This is a genomic window from Streptomyces flaveolus (genome assembly GCF_014648815.1).
In the GTDB taxonomy this organism is placed as follows: domain Bacteria; phylum Actinomycetota; class Actinomycetes; order Streptomycetales; family Streptomycetaceae; genus Streptomyces; species Streptomyces flaveolus.
Window position 1 is genome coordinate 1 of record NZ_BMRV01000027.1, and the last position, 18,486, is coordinate 18,486.

Annotated in this window: 10 protein-coding genes and 2 pseudogenes; 6 read left to right on the top strand and 6 right to left on the bottom strand. The window is 72.8% G+C overall.

Annotated elements, in window-relative coordinates:
* From IEZ05_RS35330 to IEZ05_RS35355, 6 genes and pseudogenes are all read left to right on the top strand, one after another.
* Positions 1-120, top strand: a pseudogene (locus IEZ05_RS35330) (alpha/beta hydrolase); the annotation flags it as partial.
* Between the two features lie 180 nt (positions 121-300).
* On the top strand, positions 301-3,228 hold the full coding sequence (locus IEZ05_RS35335) for an FAD-binding and (Fe-S)-binding domain-containing protein (protein WP_189234423.1): 2,928 nt from the start codon (positions 301-303) through the stop codon (positions 3,226-3,228).
* Between the two features lie 41 nt (positions 3,229-3,269).
* A complete protein-coding gene (locus IEZ05_RS35340; RefSeq protein WP_189234424.1) occupies positions 3,270-4,112 on the top strand; it encodes a fumarylacetoacetate hydrolase family protein in 843 nt (280 codons plus the stop codon).
* Positions 4,113-4,236: 124 nt separating this feature from the next.
* On the top strand, positions 4,237-5,250 hold the full coding sequence (locus tag IEZ05_RS35345) for a helix-turn-helix domain-containing protein (protein ID WP_189234425.1): 1,014 nt from the start codon (positions 4,237-4,239) through the stop codon (positions 5,248-5,250).
* Positions 5,251-5,421: 171 nt separating this feature from the next.
* Complete coding sequence (locus IEZ05_RS35350; RefSeq protein WP_189234426.1) at positions 5,422-8,178, top strand: helix-turn-helix transcriptional regulator; 2,757 nt, start codon at positions 5,422-5,424, stop codon at positions 8,176-8,178.
* 86 nt (positions 8,179-8,264) lie between these two features.
* Complete coding sequence (locus IEZ05_RS35355; RefSeq protein WP_189234427.1) at positions 8,265-8,996, top strand: alpha/beta hydrolase; 732 nt, start codon at positions 8,265-8,267, stop codon at positions 8,994-8,996.
* Positions 8,997-9,265: 269 nt separating this feature from the next.
* Here the strand turns inward: IEZ05_RS35355 and IEZ05_RS36690 are convergent, their stop codons facing one another.
* The 6 genes and pseudogenes from IEZ05_RS36690 to IEZ05_RS35380 all read right to left on the bottom strand — a co-directional run bounded on the left by IEZ05_RS36690 (position 9,266) and on the right by IEZ05_RS35380 (position 18,315).
* Positions 9,266-10,984 carry a polysaccharide lyase family 7 protein gene (locus IEZ05_RS36690; RefSeq protein ID WP_229870004.1) on the bottom strand — a complete coding sequence of 573 codons (1,719 nt, stop codon included), beginning with the start codon at positions 10,982-10,984 and terminating at the stop codon, positions 9,266-9,268.
* A gap of 90 nt (positions 10,985-11,074) precedes the next feature.
* Positions 11,075-12,286 (bottom strand): annotated as a pseudogene (locus IEZ05_RS36695) (alginate lyase family protein); the annotation flags it as partial.
* Positions 12,287-12,459: 173 nt separating this feature from the next.
* Complete coding sequence (locus tag IEZ05_RS35365) at positions 12,460-14,391, bottom strand: hypothetical protein (RefSeq protein ID WP_189234429.1); 1,932 nt, start codon at positions 14,389-14,391, stop codon at positions 12,460-12,462.
* Positions 14,392-14,552: 161 nt separating this feature from the next.
* Positions 14,553-16,130 carry an ABC transporter substrate-binding protein gene (locus tag IEZ05_RS35370; protein WP_189234430.1) on the bottom strand — a complete coding sequence of 526 codons (1,578 nt, stop codon included), beginning with the start codon at positions 16,128-16,130 and terminating at the stop codon, positions 14,553-14,555.
* Between the two features lie 214 nt (positions 16,131-16,344).
* A complete protein-coding gene (locus IEZ05_RS35375) occupies positions 16,345-17,517 on the bottom strand; it encodes a hypothetical protein (RefSeq protein ID WP_189234431.1) in 1,173 nt (390 codons plus the stop codon).
* 147 nt (positions 17,518-17,664) lie between these two features.
* Entirely contained in the window at positions 17,665-18,315 is a 651-nt protein-coding gene (locus tag IEZ05_RS35380) for a helix-turn-helix transcriptional regulator (RefSeq protein ID WP_189234432.1), read from the bottom strand.
* Between the last annotated feature and the right edge of the window lie 171 nt (positions 18,316-18,486).

Genomic DNA, 18,486 nt, shown 5'->3' on the forward strand with positions numbered 1-18,486 from the left:
GGATACAAGCGGGCCGGAATGAAGACCATCGAGGTCGACTCCTCCCACCTCGTCATGCTCGCCCACCCCGACCGCGTCATCGCCCTCATCGAAGAAGCCATCGACACCACCTCCAAGTAACACCCCACCCACCGTCGGGAGACCACCGCACCCAGACTCGCACCGGTGGCGCGCCGCACCCGGCGCGCGGTGGCACGTCCCCGCACACAACGCCGCACCGACCGTCCGCCGCCGCTGAACCACACGGCCGGTCGGCGTCCAGCACACCGGAAGGCAGGACGCGGCAGGAAAGGAGCCCTCATGCCGCTGCTCGATCCGAAACCGGGTGCGCTGCGCCCCCACCCGACGGACGGCCCGTCCGTCGACCGCGTCCTCGACGAGCGCGCCTCCGGGACCCCGGACGCTCTGCGGGACGCCCTGATCTCGGCACTCGGACCGGACAGGGTCCTGCACAAGATCTCCGACCTGGTGCGGTACGCCTCGGACGCCAGCCCGTACCGCCTGGTGCCCCGCGTGGTCGTCGTCGCCGAAACCACCGCCGACGTCTCGACCGTGCTCCGGTACGCCCGCGAACACGGCCGTCACGTGGTGTTCCGTGCGGCCGGCACCTCACTGAACGGTCAGGCTCAGGGCGACGACATCCTGGTGGACGTACGCCGTCACTGGACCGGTCTCCAGATGCTCGACGACGGGATCAGGGCCCGGATCAGGCCCGGTACGACGATCGGACGGGCCAACATCTCCCTCTCCCGGCACGGCCGCCTCATGGGACCCGACCCGGCCAGTTCCGTCGCGTGCACGATCGGTGGCGTCGTCGCGAACAACGCCTCCGGCATGACCGCCGGCACCACCCGCAACTCGTACCGGCTGCTGTCCTCCCTCACCGTGGTGCTGCCCTCCGGAACGGTCGTGGACACCGCGGCCCCGGACGCCGAGGAACGGCTGCGCGAGGCGGAGCCGGGCTTCGTGGCGGCCCTGGCGGAACTCAAGGCGGAGATCGAGGCGGACAAAGCACTCGTCGCCCGCATCCGTGCCAAGTACGAACTGAAGAACACCAGCGGCTACCGGCTCGACGCGTTCCTCGACGGCTCGACCGCGGTCGAGATCCTGCGCGGCCTGATGGTCGGCTCACAGGGCACTCTGGGGTTCATCGCCGAGACCGTGTTCGACACGGTTCCCCTGGAGCGGCTGACCTGCACCGCGCTGCTGTTCTTCCCCGACCTGCCGTCGGCGGCGGCCGCGGTGCCCCTGTTCAACGACGCCGGCGCCCGAGCAGTCGAGCTGATGGACGGCAACACTCTGCGCGCCTGCGCCGCCGTCGAAGGGGTGCCCGACGACTGGCGGGACGTGCCGCGGGAGAACGCGGCGCTCCTGGTCGAGTTCCGGTCCGCCACGCCGGATGACCACCTCGCCGACCAGCGAGCCGCCCGGGCCGTCGCCGAGGGCCTCGAACTCGTCGCCCCAGTACCGTCGGTGACGAACGCCTTCGTCACCGATCCGGGCGCCGTGCACAGCTACTGGCATGCCCGTGAGGCGTTCATGACGGCCGTGGGCAAGGCCCGGCCCACCGGAACGACGCTGATCACCGAAGACTTCGCCGTCCCGCCCTCCCGGCTGGCCGAGGCCAGTGAGGCGCTGCTGGAAATGCAGCGCCGCTATGGCTACGACGCGGCGGTGGCCGGGCACGCGGCCCACGGCAACCTGCACTTCCTGCTCGCCTTCAACGCGGCTCTCCCCGAGGACGTCGAGCGGTACGCGGCGTTCATGGACGAGTTCTGCGCCATGGTCGTCAACCGGTTCGACGGCTCCCTGAAGGCGGAGCACGCCACCGGCCGCAACATGACGCCGTACCTGGAAGCGGAGTGGGGAGCCCGTGCCACAGAGCTGATGTGGCGCGTCAAGCAGGCGGTGGACCCGAACGGCGTGCTCGCCCCCGGCGTGGTGCTGAACCGCGACCCGAAGGCCCATCTGAAGCACCTGAAGACGATTCCCACGATCGAGGCGATCGCGGATCCGTGCATCGAGTGCGGCTTCTGCGAGCCGGTCTGCCCGAGCCGGGACCTGACCACGACGCCCCGGCAGCGGATCGTGCTCCGGCGCGAGATGATGCGGCAGGCACCCGACTCACCCGTCACCGACGGCCTGCTCGACTCCTACGGCTATGACGCCGTGGACACCTGCGCCGGCGACTCGAGTTGCAAGATCGCGTGCCCGGTCGGCATCGACACCGGAGCGATGATGAAGCGCTTCCGGCACCAGCGGCACGGGCAGCGCGCCGAGCGGAACGCCGAGCGGCTCGCGGAACGCTTCGCGGCCGTGGAGATCTCGGTGCGTGCCGCGCTCGGGGTGGCCGAGCACCTGGACGACCGTCTCTTGCACGGCGTCACCTCGCTCGCGCGCAAGGCGGTCTCCCCGGACCTGATGCCGGAGTGGATCAGTGCGACCCCCGGCCCCGCCGGCAGACGACTGCCGCGCACTCGGCGCGAGGGTGCCGCAGCCGTGTACTTCGTCGCCTGCGTCAACCGCATCTTCGCGGGTCCGGAAGGTGGCGAGAGCCTTCCCCTCCCGGAAGCCGTGGTGGCTCTCTCCGATCGGGCCGGCCGCCCGGTGTGGGTGCCGCCGGACCTGGCCGGCTCCTGCTGCGCGACGATCTGGCACTCCAAGGGCTACGACGACGGCAACACCCTCATGGCCAACCGCACCGTCGAACGGGCCTGGGAGTGGACGGACGGCGGCAGGTTGCCGCTCGTCGTCGACGCCTCGTCCTGCACGCTCGGCATCGGGCACGAGATCGTGCCCTACCTCACCCCCGAGAACGCGCGCCGCCACGAGCAGTTGAAGGTGGTCGACTCGCTGGTCTGGGCGGCCGAGGAACTGCTGCCGCACCTGGTCGCGGTCACCACGGTCGACAGCGCGGTGATCCATCCGACCTGCTCGATGCGTCACCTCGGTGACGTGGCCCAGCTGGAGACGCTGGCGCGCTTCGTGGCCGACCGGGTGACCGTGCCGGTGTACGCGGAGTGCTGCGGCTTCGCCGGTGACCGCGGGATGCTGCACAGGGAACTGGCCGAGTCGGCCACGGCCCACGAGGCCGAGGAGGTCGTCGCCGGGCAGTACGACGCGTACCTCTCGGCGAACCGTACCTGCGAGATCGGCATGGAGCACGTCACCGGGCGCCCCTACCAGTCGGTGCTGCTCCTGCTCGAGCGGGTCACCAGGCCCGCCTGACCCGCTTCGCTCACTGTTCCCCTCGCCCAGGAGATCCCGTCATGCGCATCGCCAACCTGTCCGGACGTCTGACCCTGCTGAAAGGCGGACGGGCGGTGGACGTCCACGTCGCCAGTGGCGGCCGCTTCTCGTCCGACCCGCAGGCCGTCTACGAGCGCTGGGAGGAGTTCCGCGCATGGGCCGACGCCGGCACGGTTCCCGGTGATCCGTACGACCCGGCCGGTCTCGGCGCCCCGGCGCCCGCTCCCCGGCAGCTCTTCGCCATCGGCCTGAACTACCGCGAGCACGTGGACGAAGCCGGCTTCTCGCAGCCCGAGGGCATGCCGCCGGTCTTCACCAAGTTCGCCAGCAGCATCACCGGCCCCGTCACCGATGTGGTGCTGCCGGAAGGCGGCCATACGGATTGGGAGGTCGAGCTGGTCGTCGTCATCGGCCGGGCCGCACGCCGGGTCACGGAGACCGAAGCCTGGGATCACGTGGCCGGTCTCACCATCGGGCAGGACCTGTCGGAGCGGACCCTCCAGATGAGCGGACCCGCACCCCAGTTCGGCCTGGCCAAGTCCTTCCCGGGCTTCTCCCCCATGGGTCCTTGCCTGGTCACTCCCGACGAGTTCGACGACCCGAACGATCTCGAGTTGCGGTGCAGCATCAACTACGAGGAGGTGCAGCACGGTTCCACGCGGAACCTCATCTTCCCCGTTCCGGCCCTCGTGTCGAAACTGTCGGAAGTACTGGAGCTGTACCCGGGAGACGTGATCTACACCGGCACGCCCTCCGGCGTCGGCCTGGGGCGGGACCCCCAGCGGTGGCTCGCTCCCGGTGACGAACTGATCAGCACCATCGAGGGCATCGGCGAGCTGCGCCAGCGGTTCGTCGCCGAGTGACCGCGGTGCCGGATGCGCTGTGTCACCAGGTGTGACACAGAGCATCTGGCACGTTCACGCGATGCCCGGGGCGCCGGGCGGCTGGCACGGTGGCCGCAGGCAGACGGGCTGAGGAGCGGGACACGTGGCGGCGGACGCAGTGGCAGCGAACAGTACGGGGAAGTCGGTCGGCGCCTCCTGGACGACCGACGCAGTGCCCGCGCACCTGAGGGCCGTCCACTGGTCCGACACCCTGGCCCGCGCCTTCCCGGGCACAGAGGTGACCGTGCCGGGCGACGGATGCCGGGGGTCGATCCGCACCTCCCTGCTCGGTCCCGTGCAGGTGGTCACCGTCGCGGGTGGGCCGATGGAGCTGTTCCGGTCCGCGCCGACCGCCGCGTCCCGGCACGGTGGAAGTCTCATGGTCATGTCGCTGCTGGCGGGCGAGGCGGTGGTGGGCCAGGGCGCGCGGGAGACACCGGTGCGGGCCGGCGAATCCGTGTTCTGCGATACCGCCCGGCCCCTGCGGATCGCCTTCCCCGGCCCCTACCGCGTGGCCTGCCTGGTCTTCCCGCGCGGGCTGATCGGGCTGTCGGAGACACATCTACGGCGCGTGCTGGCGACCCCGATCAGCGGGTGCGGGCCCTCCGCCGCACTGCTGTCGCCGCTGCTGGCGGGGCTCGGCGACACCCTGCCGAAGCTGCCGCCCGGCACCGGGGAGGTGCTCGTCCGGCACGTCGTCGGCCTGCTCTCCGTCCTCGCCGAGGAGCCGCTGCCCGACACGGACCGGGGCGCGCGGCCCGCCCCCGACCTGCTCGCCCGGATCACCTCGTACATCGACGGGCGGCTCGGGGATCCGGATCTGACCCTGGAGTCGATCGCGAAGGCGCACCACATCTCGGTCCGCTACCTGCACAAGCTGTTCGAGTCCGAGGACACCACGGCCCGCCGGTGGATCCAGCGCCGGCGCCTGGAACGGTGCCGCCGGGAGCTGGGCCGTCCCGGCTCCGCCGCTCTGACCATCTCCGCCGTCGCCCGCCGGTGCGGCTTCTCCAGCGCGCCGCACTTCAGCCGGGCCTTCCGCCGGCGGTACGGGATGTCCCCGGCCGAGTGGCGGGAGCGGGCGCTCGGGGCGGACGGGCCCGCCGCGGCCGCCTGAGCCTCTTCTTCCCTGTCGTCAAGGACCCGCGGGTCCGGCCGTTCGTCCACGCTTCCTGCCTATCTGGGCGTGCGTGCGATAGTGGGTCACTGGCGCGTCCCGCGTGACGGGTGCGCCGGGCGGCAGAGAACGGCCCCGGCCCGACCGGGTGTGTGGACGGAAGGAACGCCTGTGACGGCGGCGGGAGAAGCGCTGTCCAGAAGCGGTCTGCGTGGCCGGGAGGACGAACTGGCGCGGCTGCGGGAGCTGGTCGACTCGGTGGCGCGCACGGGCAGCGGGGCGCTGGCGTTGATCGGGGGCGAGGCGGGCATCGGCAAGACCGCGGTGCTCGGCGACGCCGTCGCGCACGCGCGGGCGGCGGGTTTCTCCGTGGGCCTGGGCCGGGCCGACGAACTGCACCACCTGGTGCCGCTCTCCTCGTTGCTGGCCGCCCTCACCCACGGCGACCTGCCGCTGCTCCCGGAGGACGCCCTCGCCGGACTGGCCCGGGGGCACGATTACCGGATCTGGCTGGTGCAGCACCTGGCGGAACGGATCGAGGCCCTCGCCGCGCGTACGCCGGTCCTGGTGGGCCTGGACGACGCGCAGTGGGCGGACCCGCTGAGCCGCTTCGCCCTGACCCAGCTCCCTGCCCGGCTGCGGGCCTCCCCGGTGCTGTGGCTGCTGACCCGCCGCCAGGGTCCGGGCGAGGAGACCGACGAGATCCTCGCCGCGGCGGCCCCCGCCCTCTCGGCGACGGCCGCCGTACGGCTCGGTCCGCTGTCGGAGTCGGCCGTCGGGCAACTGGCCGCGGACGTCCTCGGGACCGGCGTCGACGCGCGGGTGCGCGAGCTGCTGGAGGGCGCCGGGGGCAATCCGTTCCTCGCGGCCGAGATGCTCGCGGGGCTGCGGTCCGCGGGGTGCGCGGAGCGGCCGGTGCCGCCGGGTCTGGTGGTCGGCGTGCGCGGGCGGCTCGCGCACCTGTCCCCCGACGCGCTCGGCTTCCTGCGGGTCGGCGCCGTGCTGGGGCGCCGGTTCCGGTTCCAGGACGCCGCCGCGCTCAGCGGGCTGTCCGCGGCAGCGACGGCCGGGATTCTCGACGAGGTGGTGCGGTCCGGGGTGCTCGCCGACGAGGGCGACGCCCTGCTCTTCCGGCATGACCTGCTCCGCCAGGCGGTCTACGCCGACCTCGCCCCCTCCGCGCGCCGGGCCCTGCACCGGGCGGCCGCCCAGCACCTCGTCACCGCCGGTCACCGGCCCATCGACGCCGTCTCCCACCTGCTCACCGGCGCGCTGCCCGGTGACGAGGAGGCAGCCCTGCTGCTCGGCCGGGCCGCCGACGAGGTCCTGCCCGTGACCCCGGCCCTCGCCGCCGACCTGCTCACCCGCGCCGTGGAGCTGGTGTCGCCGGGGCGGTCGGCCGGTTTCGACATCGGCGAGCGGGCGATCGGCGCCCTGGTCCGGGCGGGACGGAACCGGGAGGCGCTGGCGGCCGGCGAGGAGCTGCTCGCGCGCCGGCCCCCGCTGGAGGTGTTGGGCCGGCTCCAGGCGGCGATCGGCACGGCCCTGTGGAACCTGGACCGGGCCCAGGAGCTGCGCCACCTGACCGAGACCGCGCTCGCCGTCGGGGGCGCCGCCCCCGAGACCCGGGCCCGGCTGGCCGCCCTGCGGGCCCTGGCCCTGTCCCGGGGCGACGACCTGGCCGGGGCCCGGGCGGCCGGGGAGGCGGCGCTGCGGGAGGCCGTCGCGACCGGCGACCGGCATGCGCACGTCCAGGCGCTCTCCGCGCTCGGCGAGACGGCGCTGAACGCGGGCCGGACCGGGGAGGCGCGGGAACGTTTCAGCGCGCTCAGCGCGGTCGACGCCGCTTTCCTGCCCGAGGAGATCGTGGCGCACCAGCACCTCGACGACTTCGCCGCCGCCGAGCGGCTGATCCTGCGGGCGACGGGCGGCCCGGACGGCTCGCTTCGCCCGGCGATGCTGCTGTGGGCCCAAGGCCAGCAGCACCTGGGGCTGGGACGGCTCGACGACGCCGAGGCCGACCTCGTCACCATGGAACGCCTGGAGGACGAGGTGCAGGCGCCGGTGCAGCAGGTCAACGCCCGGGTCATACGGTCCTGGATCGGCCTGCTGCGCGGCGACAGCCGGGCCGCCCGGCTGGATCTGGCGGCGGCCCGGGAGCGGCTGGCGGTGAAACCCAACCCCGGGAACACGGCCGTCGTGCGTTTCCTGGAGGCGCTGCACGCGGACGCCGGCAGGGACCGGGAGGCGGCTCTGGAACGACTGCGCCAGGTGCAGCGGCACGACGGTCTGATGCGGTGGCGGCTGCTGCGCCCCCTGGTGTCCGAGGCGGTGGGGATCGCCCTGCGCGGCGGCGACCGGGAGCTGGCCGGAGACCTCGCCGCGCAGGCCGAGGCGCACGCCGCCCGCAATCCGGGGGTGCCGACCGCAGAGGGGGTCGCGGCACAGGCCCGCGGCCTGGTCACGAACGACCTCGGGCCGTTGCGGCGGGCGGCGGACGTGCTGGCGGCCGGACCTCGTCCGCTGAACCGGGCGGCGGCCCTGACCGACCTAGGGGCGGCGCTCCTCGCGGGCGGCGAGCGGACCGAGGGCGTGGAGGTCCTGAACCGGGCCCGGGCCCTGTTCACGGAGGTGGGCGCGGAGGCCGCCGCGGCCCGGGCGCAGAGGCTGCTGAAGGAAGCGGGCGGGCGGATCCGGCGCACGACCGGCGGAACGCGTCCGGTGCAGGGGTGGGAGGCGCTCACCGCATCAGAGCGGAAAGTGGCCCGGCTGGTCGCCGCCGGGCACACCAACCGCTCGGCCGCCGACCTGCTCGTCGTCTCGCCGCACACGGTCAACACCCATCTCTCCGCCGTGTTCCGCAAGTTGGCGGTGAACTCCCGGGTCCAGCTCACCCGGGTGGTGCTCGCCACCGACGAGGAGGAGTGACCGGCGCACCTGGTACGTTCGCGCGATGCCCGGCTTCCGGCGACGGGGTTGACTGGGACCCTCGCCGCCAGTCAGAGGTCACCGCCATGCACCCGTCCCGCCCCGCGCCGGTGGCCGTCGTCCTCGTCCACGGCGCGTTCGCCGGTACCTCGTCGTGGGCGGGGGTCACGCCCCTGCTGCGCCGGGCGGGCGTCAGCGTCCACACACCGGTGAACCCCTTGCGGGGCCTGGCCACGGACTCCGCGTACCTCGCGGACGTGGTCCGCCGGATCGGCGGACCGGTGGTGCTGGTGGGCCACGGCTACGGCGGGGCGGTCGTCACCCAGGCCGCGACCTGCGCCGACAACGTAGTCGCCCTGGCCTACGTCGCCGCCTTCGCCCTCGACACCGGCGAGTGCCTGCTCGACGTCGTCGACCGCTTCGCCCCCATGCCGCTGGCGCACACCGCCCTCACCGTCGGCCCCGGCAGCACTGGACGCGAACTCCTCCTCCGCCCCCACCGGTTCCCGCAGGCGTACGCCGCCGACCTGCCGCTCCCCATCGGCCGGGAGCTGTCCCGGGCCCAGAGGCCGCTGGCGCCGGCCGCGCTGACCGACCGGTCCGGGGCGCCCGCGTGGGCCCGTATCCCCGCCTGGTACGCTCTCGCCACCGCCGACCGGCTACTCCACCCGAGCGCCCAGCGGTTCATGGCGCAGCGCATGGCCGCCCACGAGCACCCGGTGGACGGCTCGCACGCGCTCCCCCTGTCCCGGCCCGCCGCCGTAGCGGCGATGATCATGGCGGCGGCACGCGGTACGGACCCGGGTGGCCGCTGGTAGGACATGACCGCTCACACGGGCCTTTCGCCCCCATTTGCGATGATCACGTAACTGTGCGGAAGCCGTGTCTCGCCCAGCCGCCGGGCCACGGCAGGCGGACGCGGCGCCGGAAGGGCACGATCAAGAGTTCAGGGTGCGGCAGCGGAGCACGGCTGAACGCCGCCCTGCTGACGGCGGCGGCCGTGGTGGCGGCCGGAATCCGGCGGCGCCGGCGACCGTGCGTGGGACGGCACCTCCCTCCAGCTCTCGAGGTCCTGAGCACCGGGCGGTCAGCCGTGCCGCACGTCCAGCGAGTAGAACGCCACCTTCGCGCCCTTGGAGCTGTCGCCCGACGCGGACTGGTTGTAGGCGCCGGCCTTGAAATACTGCTTGTACGACTTGAAGGAGTCGGCGATCGGGTAGTGCGTGGTCTTGCCGTTGATCGTGATGTCGATGGTGTCGCCGCCGGAGACCCCGATGGTGTAGCTCCACTTCTCGCCGACGGGCACGTTCCCCAGGTCGTGCAGGGTCTGACCGCCCGCCGGCGAGTTCTCGGTACCGAGGACGATGTCGCCGTTGGAGCGGTAGTACAGCTCCAGCAGCGGCTTGGTGGAGCCGCCGCCCTCGCCGAGGTGGATCTGGCCGACGCAGACGTTGGAGGTGACGGAGATGACGCGCAGGGTGGCGCTCATCGTGTGGGTGCCCTCCAGCGACCAGTTGGCGCTGCCGCCGCCCGGGTTCATCTCCCGCAGCTCCGAGCGCGGGTACCTGGAGTTCGGCGTGGTGACGCCCGCCTCCGGTGACCAGAACACGAGGGCGCCATCGGCGTCGGTGTAGATGTAGTCGTCCTTGTAGCCGCCGCTGAGCTGTGAGGCGCTGATCGTGTCCGGGGAGCCCGAGGAGCCGACCGGTAGCTGGAGCTGCCAGATCGACAGGTCGATGCCGCTGCGTCCGCCGCCGCCGACGGCGACCTTCGAGGACGGCGTGCTCGTGCCGTCGTCGTCCGGGTCGCCGCTCGCGCGGGTGGAGGGCGACGGGGAGGCGCTGCCACCGGTCGCCAGGCCGGTGACGGGTTCGGTGCCGAGCCTGGGGCCGCCGGGGGCGGTGGTGTTGACCGTGTTGAAGGTCTTGAGGAACTGGTAGGGCTGTTGTTCGGTGCCGCTGCAGTCCTCGGAGAGCTGCCCGGCCTGCGGGCAGGCCTTGTCGCGTCCGACGGCCCAGAAGGCGAGCTGCTGGATGCCCTTGCCGACGGCGAAGTCCGCCAGTCGTGTGGCGTCCTCGGTGGTGAAGGTCTCGCCGGGGGTGTCGTTGACACCGATCATCGGGGTGTTGCCCTGCATCGCCCACAGTTCCTGTTCGGACCTGGCGGGCCAGATCTGGCCGAGCTGTCCGTGCAGGGCGGTGGCGGCGTCGATGGCGGCCTGGCCCATGTCGTCCACGGCCGAGCCGTAGTCCATCGTCATGATGTTGACCAGGGAGACACGCAGTCCGGCCTTCTCCGCGTCCTGGAGCATGGCCACGCCGTCGGCCTGCAGACCGTCCGTGCCGGACGGCAGGGTGAACTGGACATCCAGGTGACCGCCGGCCGCCTCGACGTCCTTCTGCAGCGCCGCGAGGGCCTGGTTGCGGCGCGTGTTGGCTGCGGTGTCCGCGAGTGCCGAACCCTCGATGTCGAAGTCCACACGCGACAGTCCGTAGGCGTCGACCACCGACCGGTACTGCTCCTTCAACGCCTCCGCCGAATCGCAGCCCAACGCCAGCTCCGAACCCGACGCACCACCGAACGAGGCGATGACGTCACCGCCTGCGGTGCGCAGCTTCTGCACCGCAGCGAGCCAGTTCTCGTCCGAGATCGGCTGGTTGCCGTTCATGGTGGCTTTGCAGCCGCCGCCGTCCAGGAAGAAGGCGAGAGTGGCGTACCGGAGTCCGGCCGCCTGGGCGTCCTCCAGGACGGACGGCGAGTTCCACGTCTCCACGTACGGCGCCGCGTACCGCGACGGGAAACCCATGGTGCCCTTGCCCGAAGAGGTCACGGATGTTCCGGGGGTCGCGGCGGGGCTGGCATCCGGCGGGGAGGAGGCCGCGGTGGCGGGTCCGGCCGGGTTGTCGGCGTGGGTGAGGGTCTCCCAGGCGACGAACAGGTTGTTGGTGCCGGCCGGACGGTTCCGCTCGGTCAACCGGGCGGTTTGCGGGAGGTCCTGGCCGAGGCGGGTGTGCAGGGCGTTGTAGCCGACCTCGGTGATCGGGCCGAGGTCGCCCTCCACGCTGCCCCCGCACAGCGACCCGGGCACGTCCGCGCCCAGCTCGTAGGTCGACTGGAACTCCAGCGCCTGTGCCAGCCGCTCCCCCACTTGCGCGTACAGGTCCTGGCCCTGGATCCACGCGGTCTCCGCGACATGGGAGATTGCGGAGATGCCGTAACCGGTGTGGGTGAGGTCGCGGCAGGTCTCCTGGGTGAGTCCGGAGGAGAACGTCGATTGGTCGTGCCAGTAGTCGACCACCGCGGACTTCGCCGCCGCGACGCCCGGGGCCGTCTTGGGCTGGGCGCCGTCGGAGTCGAGGTAGACGAAGGCGGCGACGCGCTTGAGGTACCGGTCCACGGCCTGCTCGTAGGTGGCCCGGTCGTCGAGGAAGACGGAGATGCCGACGGCGGCCTCCATCATGCTCAGTTCCCAGTTGCCGTTGCTGTCCGAGCCGCCGATGACTTCAGGCAGGTACACCTCGCGGAGCATGGTCGCGAAACGGTCCGCGCCGGGCCAGTCCGCGTAGGTGGAGCGGATGAGATCGGCTGCGCGGGGCCAGACGGAGCCGGCCCAGCCGGTCTGGAGCGGGGCGTTGCTGTTGGTGTGCGAGGTGATCACGCCCGCCCAGGCGTCCATGATCTCGATGGCCTTCCGGGCGTACGCCTCGTTGCCACTGAGGTAGTAGGCGAGGGCGTCGGTGTACGCGGCGAGCGCGTCCTCGCGTTCGTCCGTGCAGCCGTTGTTCGGCTGCGAGTACGAGCCGCACTCGACCGTGGCCCGGGGGCTGGGAGTGCGGGACAGCGAGGCGTACTCCCCGGCCGCCATCTGGTCGTAGGCGCCCTTCCAGGGCTGCTCACCGGCCTGCACCTTCTCGCGTACGAAGTCCAGTTGGGGCTTACTGACCAGGACGCCAGGGTGGACGAAGGCCGTGGGCGCGTCCTCGGGTCCGGCGATGGCGGGCACGACGACGACGGTCGCCATGAGGGTGGCGACGACCGCTCCCAGCGCGACGCGTCTCTGTCTCTCCGTGCTTCTTCGCAGCAGGCGGCGGAGGAGTGCTCTCGACATGGGAAGCCTTCCAGCAGGCGTGGCCGGTTCGATCAGGACCGCCGTGGGGCTTCCGCGCCCCCGACCGGCGACGCCATCCTTCTCAGTCCCTGACGGCGCACACCAGCCCGTCCGGTGCCTGCTGCACCTTCGGCCAGGGAGACTGTCCGAAATTCCCCTGGGCCCGCTGCCCGTCAGGCGTCGGCGGTGGTGTTCCAGTCCCGCCGGGCGCGGAGCAGGTCCCGGGCGGCGGCCCGGTCGGCGACGGGGTCCTCGGGCGGTTCGCCGGGGACCAGTTCGCGCATCAGGACCGCGCCGGGGGCCCCGGGGTCGGGGTCCAGGATCCGGAAGCGGGTGCCGGGGAGGAACAGGACCCGGTCGGGGGTGAGCGGGTCGAGGAGGTCGGTGCGGCGGCCGTTGACGGACCAGATGAGGAAGTCGGTGGTCCCCGGTGCGTCGGCGGGACCGCGGGCCGAGGCCTCGCAGGCGGCGGGGTCGGTGAGCTCGGAGCGGGCGGCGTACCACTGGAGCACCGGCTCGTCGAGGGTGACGCGCAGGCCGGTGGGGCCGCGGTGGACGGGAAGCATGAGCAGGCCCCGGCGCAGGAGGGCGGGGTCGTCGGGGGTGTCGGCGCCCGCCAGCCGGCTGAGGACGGCGGCAAGTGCGGTGACGGCCTCCGGGGCGGTGCGCGGGCCGACGAGTTCGGGGTGTCTGTGCAGCACCTCGGCGGCGAGGGTCGCGAGGCCGCTGGGGACTGCGACGGATGGTGCGGGGCGCGCGGCGCCGACGGGCGGTGCGGGGCGCGTGCGGGCGGCGTCCGGTGCGGGGCGAGCGGCGGTGGCGGCGTCGGGGACGGTGGGGCGGCAGACGCCGAGGCGGACCGCACGGCGCAGGTCTGAGGGGAAGGACCGGGTCAGCTCTTGGGCGAGGCCGCGGAGCCGGGGCAGCAGCTCCTCCGCGCCGGCGTCGCACAGGACGCGTTCGTGGGCGGGGTCCGGGTCGGCGCCCCGGACCTGCGTGGCGTGCGCGGGCGCTTGCTCAGGGCGTATCCACAGGCCGCTGGGGACCACCTCGACGACCACCCCGTCGGCGAGGCGGTGCACGCCGGGGCCGGTCTCGGGAAGGTCGTCGAGAGGCCAGCCGTGGTCGGCCGCGTACGGGAACGCCGAGACGCCCCGCGTCTCGGGGTCGGGTGGCTGGTGGACGAACTCCCGGGCGCGCAGCGGCCGTCCGGGCGTGCCGTCGGGGCCGGTCAGCAGCACCTCGTCGCCGTCCTCACCGATGCCCGGCATACCCCCGAGGAATCGGACGGGTTCGCCGACGACCTGGGCGAGGACGTCCCCGAAGTGCCGTCCGCCGCTGAGGCGGGCGGGCCCGTAGCACAGGAACCGCACGGCCGGCCGGAGCCGCAGGGGCAGGTCCTGCCAGAACCGGGCGACGTCCGCGACCGGCACGTCCGGAAACCCGGGGGCGCCGACCGACACGGTGAGCCGCTCGGCGGAGAGCGCGACGCCGCGGAAGAGGCGGCCGCGGTGAACGTCCAGGCCGGGCGCGCCGTCGGCGGGGCGCAACCACACCCCGGAAGGGACGGGTTCGACGACGGACCGGCCGAGCTGCCAGGAATGGGCGGGAACGTCGGACGCCCAGGACGGCCTGGGGAAGATCCGGGAGTCGGGTGCGTCGGGGGCGCCGGGCGAGCAGCGCAGCCAGCCCGATCCCCGGTCGGAGACGGCGTAGAGGCCGCCGCCGGGGAGGGGCACCAGGGGTCCCTCGGCGGTGATCACGGTGCGGCCCAGGCGGCCGGCGAGCTGTCGGCCGAAAGCCACGGCGTCCCGGAACGGCGGGCGTCCGAACACCAGCCGCAGGGCGCCGGTTCCGGCGGGAACGGCCCGGGCGAGCCGGTCGAGGACCGTGTCGTCGGCGCCGTCGGGCAGGTCGGCGACGATCACGGTGGCCTCGGGGTCGGCGGCGAGCCCGGCGGTGAAGGTCCGGGCGCGCGGGTCGACGGGGCCGGCCGTGACGAGCCAGGCGTGGCCGGCGCGGTGGGCGGTGAAGCGGGGGCCGGGCGCGTGCGGTGCGGCCGCCCCACGGGGGCGAACGGGGGCTGCTGTGCGGTTGCCGCTCATGACTGCTTCTCCGTGAGGGCGCGTCGTGCTGCCGGCTGGGGACCGGCCCTCGACTGTAGGAAGACACCGGGCCGCCGGTCCAGCCGTACCGGGGCGGAGTGCGGCGCGAAAAGGCGTGTCGCGGGGAGCGGGCAGAGATCGTGCACCATCGGGCACGGGCGTCAGGACGTCTTGGTGAGCTTCCAGAAACGGAAGACGGTAGAGGCGTCCAGGCAATACACAACGCCCTCGCCGACGCCCTCGCGGACCACGGCGTACTGCTTGGCCTGCCACACGGGCAGGACCGGGACCTCCTCGGCGACGATGGCCTGGAGCCGGACGTAGTCCGCGTCGGCGGACCCACGGTCGCTCTCGAGGGCGGCCCGCGGCAGGAGTTCGCCGGTGATCGTGCGGTTCTCGTAGCCGTTGCCGAGGACGTTGCCCTCGCCGAAGAAGGGCGCGGTGAAGTTGTCGGGGTCCGGGTAGTCGGGCACCCAGCCCTTGACGTAGACGGGGTAGTCGCCGGCCTCGATGCCCTTCTCGTACTCGTCGAACGGCACGGACTTCATCCGGGCGTCGAACAGGCCGCTGGCGTTGAGCTGTGCGGCGATCTCCGCCATCTCGGCGTCGGTGGAGGGGCCGTAGCGGACGGGGGTGGACCACAGGGTGAGGTCGACCTTGTCGGTGATGCCGGCGTCGCGGAGCACGGCGGTGGCCTTCGCCACCGACGGGGAGGCGCCGTAGGCGTCGAAGAAGGCGGTGGTGTGACCCTGGACGGCGGCCGGGACGATCGAGTACAGCGGGATGGCGGTGTCCCGGTACACCTTGTCGATCAGTGCCTCGCGATCGAGGATGTGAGCCACGGCCCGGCGTACGGCGAGTGCACCGGCGACCGGGTCCTCCATGTTGAAGACGAGGTGCTGCACCTCGGCGCTGTTGCCCTCGACGACATGGACGCCGTCGTGTTCGCCGCGCGCCTCGATGTCGGCGATGTCGGCGGCGCTCAGGCCCCGGTAGGCGATGTCGACCTCGCCGGCGAGCAGGGCCTTCTTCAGGGCGGCCTGGTCGCCGTGGAAGAAGCGGAGGGTGACGCCGGAGTTCTCCGGTTCGGCGGTGCCCCGGTACTCGGGGTTGACGGCGAACACCGCCTGCCCGGCGCTCACGCTCTCCAGGGTGTACGGTCCGCTGCCGACCGCCTCGCCGTCGGTGCGCAGCTGGTTCTTCGGGTACTCGCGGTGGTTGACGAGGGACCCGGCGCCGGAGGCGATCTTGCTGGGGAAGGTGGCGTCCGGGACGTTCAGCCGGAAGACGACGGTGCGCTCATCGGGGGTCTCCACGGCGTCGAGGGTCTTGAACATGACGGCCGGTCCCGCCGGGTCGTCGATGGCCAGCACCCGGTCGAAGGAGAACTTCACGTCCCGGGAGGTGAGCGGGTCGCCGTTGCTGAAGGTCAGATCCTTCTTGAGGGTGCAGCGGTAGACCTGGCTGTCGCCGTCGGTGAAGCGGCACGCCTCGGCCGCCTCGGGCTGTGGTTCGGTGCCTCCGCTGGGGAAGCTGAGCAGCGACTGGAAGACGTTGTTGAACAGCAGCCAGGAGCCGGGGTCGTACCCGGCGGCAGGATCGGTGGCCAGGACCTCGTCGGTGATGCCGACGACCACCCGTGGGGCGTCCGCGCCGATGGTTGCGCCGCAGCCCGTCGTCAGCGCCAGTGCCAGCCCGGCACACAGCAGGTGGGCGGAGCGCGGTACGTGCTTGTTCAATGTGCCTCGTCTCGGCTGCGGTCGCGGCGGGCAGGGCGGGGCGGGGCCCGGCGACCGTCGGGGGATGCGGGGAGGGGTGGTGGGGGGACGCGGGTAGGCGAGTGCGCTGTGCCGCCCCGGCGGGGGAGGGTCGGGGCGGCACAGCGGTCCGCCCCGTCCTCAGGGCAGGGACGGGACGGCGTCTGGGGAGCAGCCTTCGCGAGGTGGTGCGGTGTTACATCGCGGTCCCGCTGGACCAGATCACGGTGCCGCCGTACTCGATCACCATGTTGCCGTCGGCGCGGAGCACCAGGCGGGCGCCGTCGTGGCCCTCGGTGTGCGTGGACCACACGGTCCGGCCGTCACCGGCGTAGAGGGCGAGGTTGCCATCGGCCTGGAAGACGGCCTTCACAGCGCCCTGTCCGACGGTGCCCGACCACCACAGTGGGGTGCCCTGCTGGTTGTAGAGCACGAGGTTGCCGTCGCCCTGGAAACCCAGGAAGACCCGGTTGGTCGACCAGCTCTGCCCCTGCTGGAGCACGCTGGTGCCGTAGACGGTCTTGCTGGTGTAGTGCTCCTGCGGAGTGCTGGGCTGGGTCGTACTGGCGCGAGGCGTCGCGGGCTCGGCAGTGCTGGTTCCTCCGGCGGTGCGGCTGGCTTCGGCGCTGGGCTCGGACATGGCGGCGATGGGCCGTCCGGACTGGGTGGGGGCGGTGGCCGCGACCTCGGCGATGCGGTCCTGGCCGGCGGTGGTGCCGTCCTTGCGCGCCGCCTCGGGGGACTCCGGGCGCGGGGAGGCGGTGGCGCCGCCGGGGCTGCCGATGGCGGGCGCGAAGTCGGGTTCGACGTCCTCCGCTCCGGCCTGGACGGTCTGGGAGGGGGCGTCGTCGTTGAGGAGGTGCGGGGCGAGCAGGAACAGGGCGCTGAGGACGCCGGCCCCGGCCAGCAGGGGCTTGGCGAGGTGGCCGCGGGAGGGACGGCGCTCGTCGGCGGCGCCGTGGGGGCGTCGGCCCCGGGGGCGTCGGCCGGTGTCGCGCGGCGTCTGCGGGAGTTCGTGGTCCTCGGCGTCCGGTGTCGCCGGCTCGGCGTCGTACGCCGGGGCGGCGGCCGGGAGGGCGGCGGTCCGGCCCGGTCCGGCGGCTGCGCCGTGGCCGGCGCCGCTGTCGGGCCCGGCGGGCGGGGCGGCGTAGGCGTCCGCGGAGTGGGCCGCGTAGGGACCGGCTGTCTGGTGAGCACCGTGTCCACCGCCAGGGGTCTGTCCCGCGGCCGCGGCGAGGGGCTCGCCGACCGCGAAATCGTCCAGCGGGAAGTCCCAGGGCAGCTCGCTCTCCCAGACCGCCCGCCCGCCCGACGCCCCGGCGAACTCGTCAGAGAGGCCGGCCTGCGGCTCGCGGTGGTTCATCTCCATGCCTTTCCCGATGGAACGGATCGGTGATCGCTCACAGGTCGACGCCTTCGCGGGAAGCCTAGGGATGCCCCGGTCGTGGGACGGGCCGAGCGGGAGGGACGTGCACCAACGGCCATCACTCGTACCCTTCTCGCCACCGGTTCCGGGTCAGAGGATGCCCATGCGGATGGCGTAGGCGACGGCGTGGGTGCGGTTGCGCAGTTCGAGCCGTTTGATGACGGCCTGGATGACGCTCTTGATGAGGCGTTCCGAGTAGCTGAGCTTGGTGGCGATCTCCACGGTGTCCATGCCCTCCGCGAGGAGCTGCAGCACGTCGACCTCGCGCTGGGACAGCTCCACCGGCAGCAGACCGGAGTGGCTCTCGGTGCGCTGCATGGTGCGCATCCGGTCGAGCAGCATGTTCATCAGCACCGGAGGCAGCACCGCACGCCCGTGGTGGGCCTCGACGGCCGCCGCGAGGATCTGACTGAAGCTGGTGTAGGGGCGGACCAGGAAGCTCACCAGGCCGTGGTTGACGGCGAGGGCAAGCTGCTGTTCGGAGATGTTGTCCGCGACCAGGACGATCCGTATGCGGCCGCCGGAGTCCTGACTGGCGCGGCTCATCATGGACAGGGTCTTGCCGCTCACCACGGCCGTCAGCACGATCAGGACGTCGGCCTCGGCGACCTCCTCGGTCGGCAACAGCGTGACTCGGCCGTCCGCTTCGAGGAAGGCGGCGGTCCCGTCCCGCGTGAGGAGGTCGTCGGCCTGTACGACGACCCGCGGGACGGGACGCACTTCATCTTTGTCAGCAGACATGGGACTCCTTGTCGAGGGCGCGGCTACGCGCGGAACGAGCGCGAGTCCCGACAGAGGCCCGTGTCCCGGGCCGGGTCGATCGGGGCGTGGACGACGCGCTCTCTCACTCGACTCCGATCATCACAGCTCGCGGAGCGAGACCTCCCTGAAAGCCGCCTGGCCATGCACTAT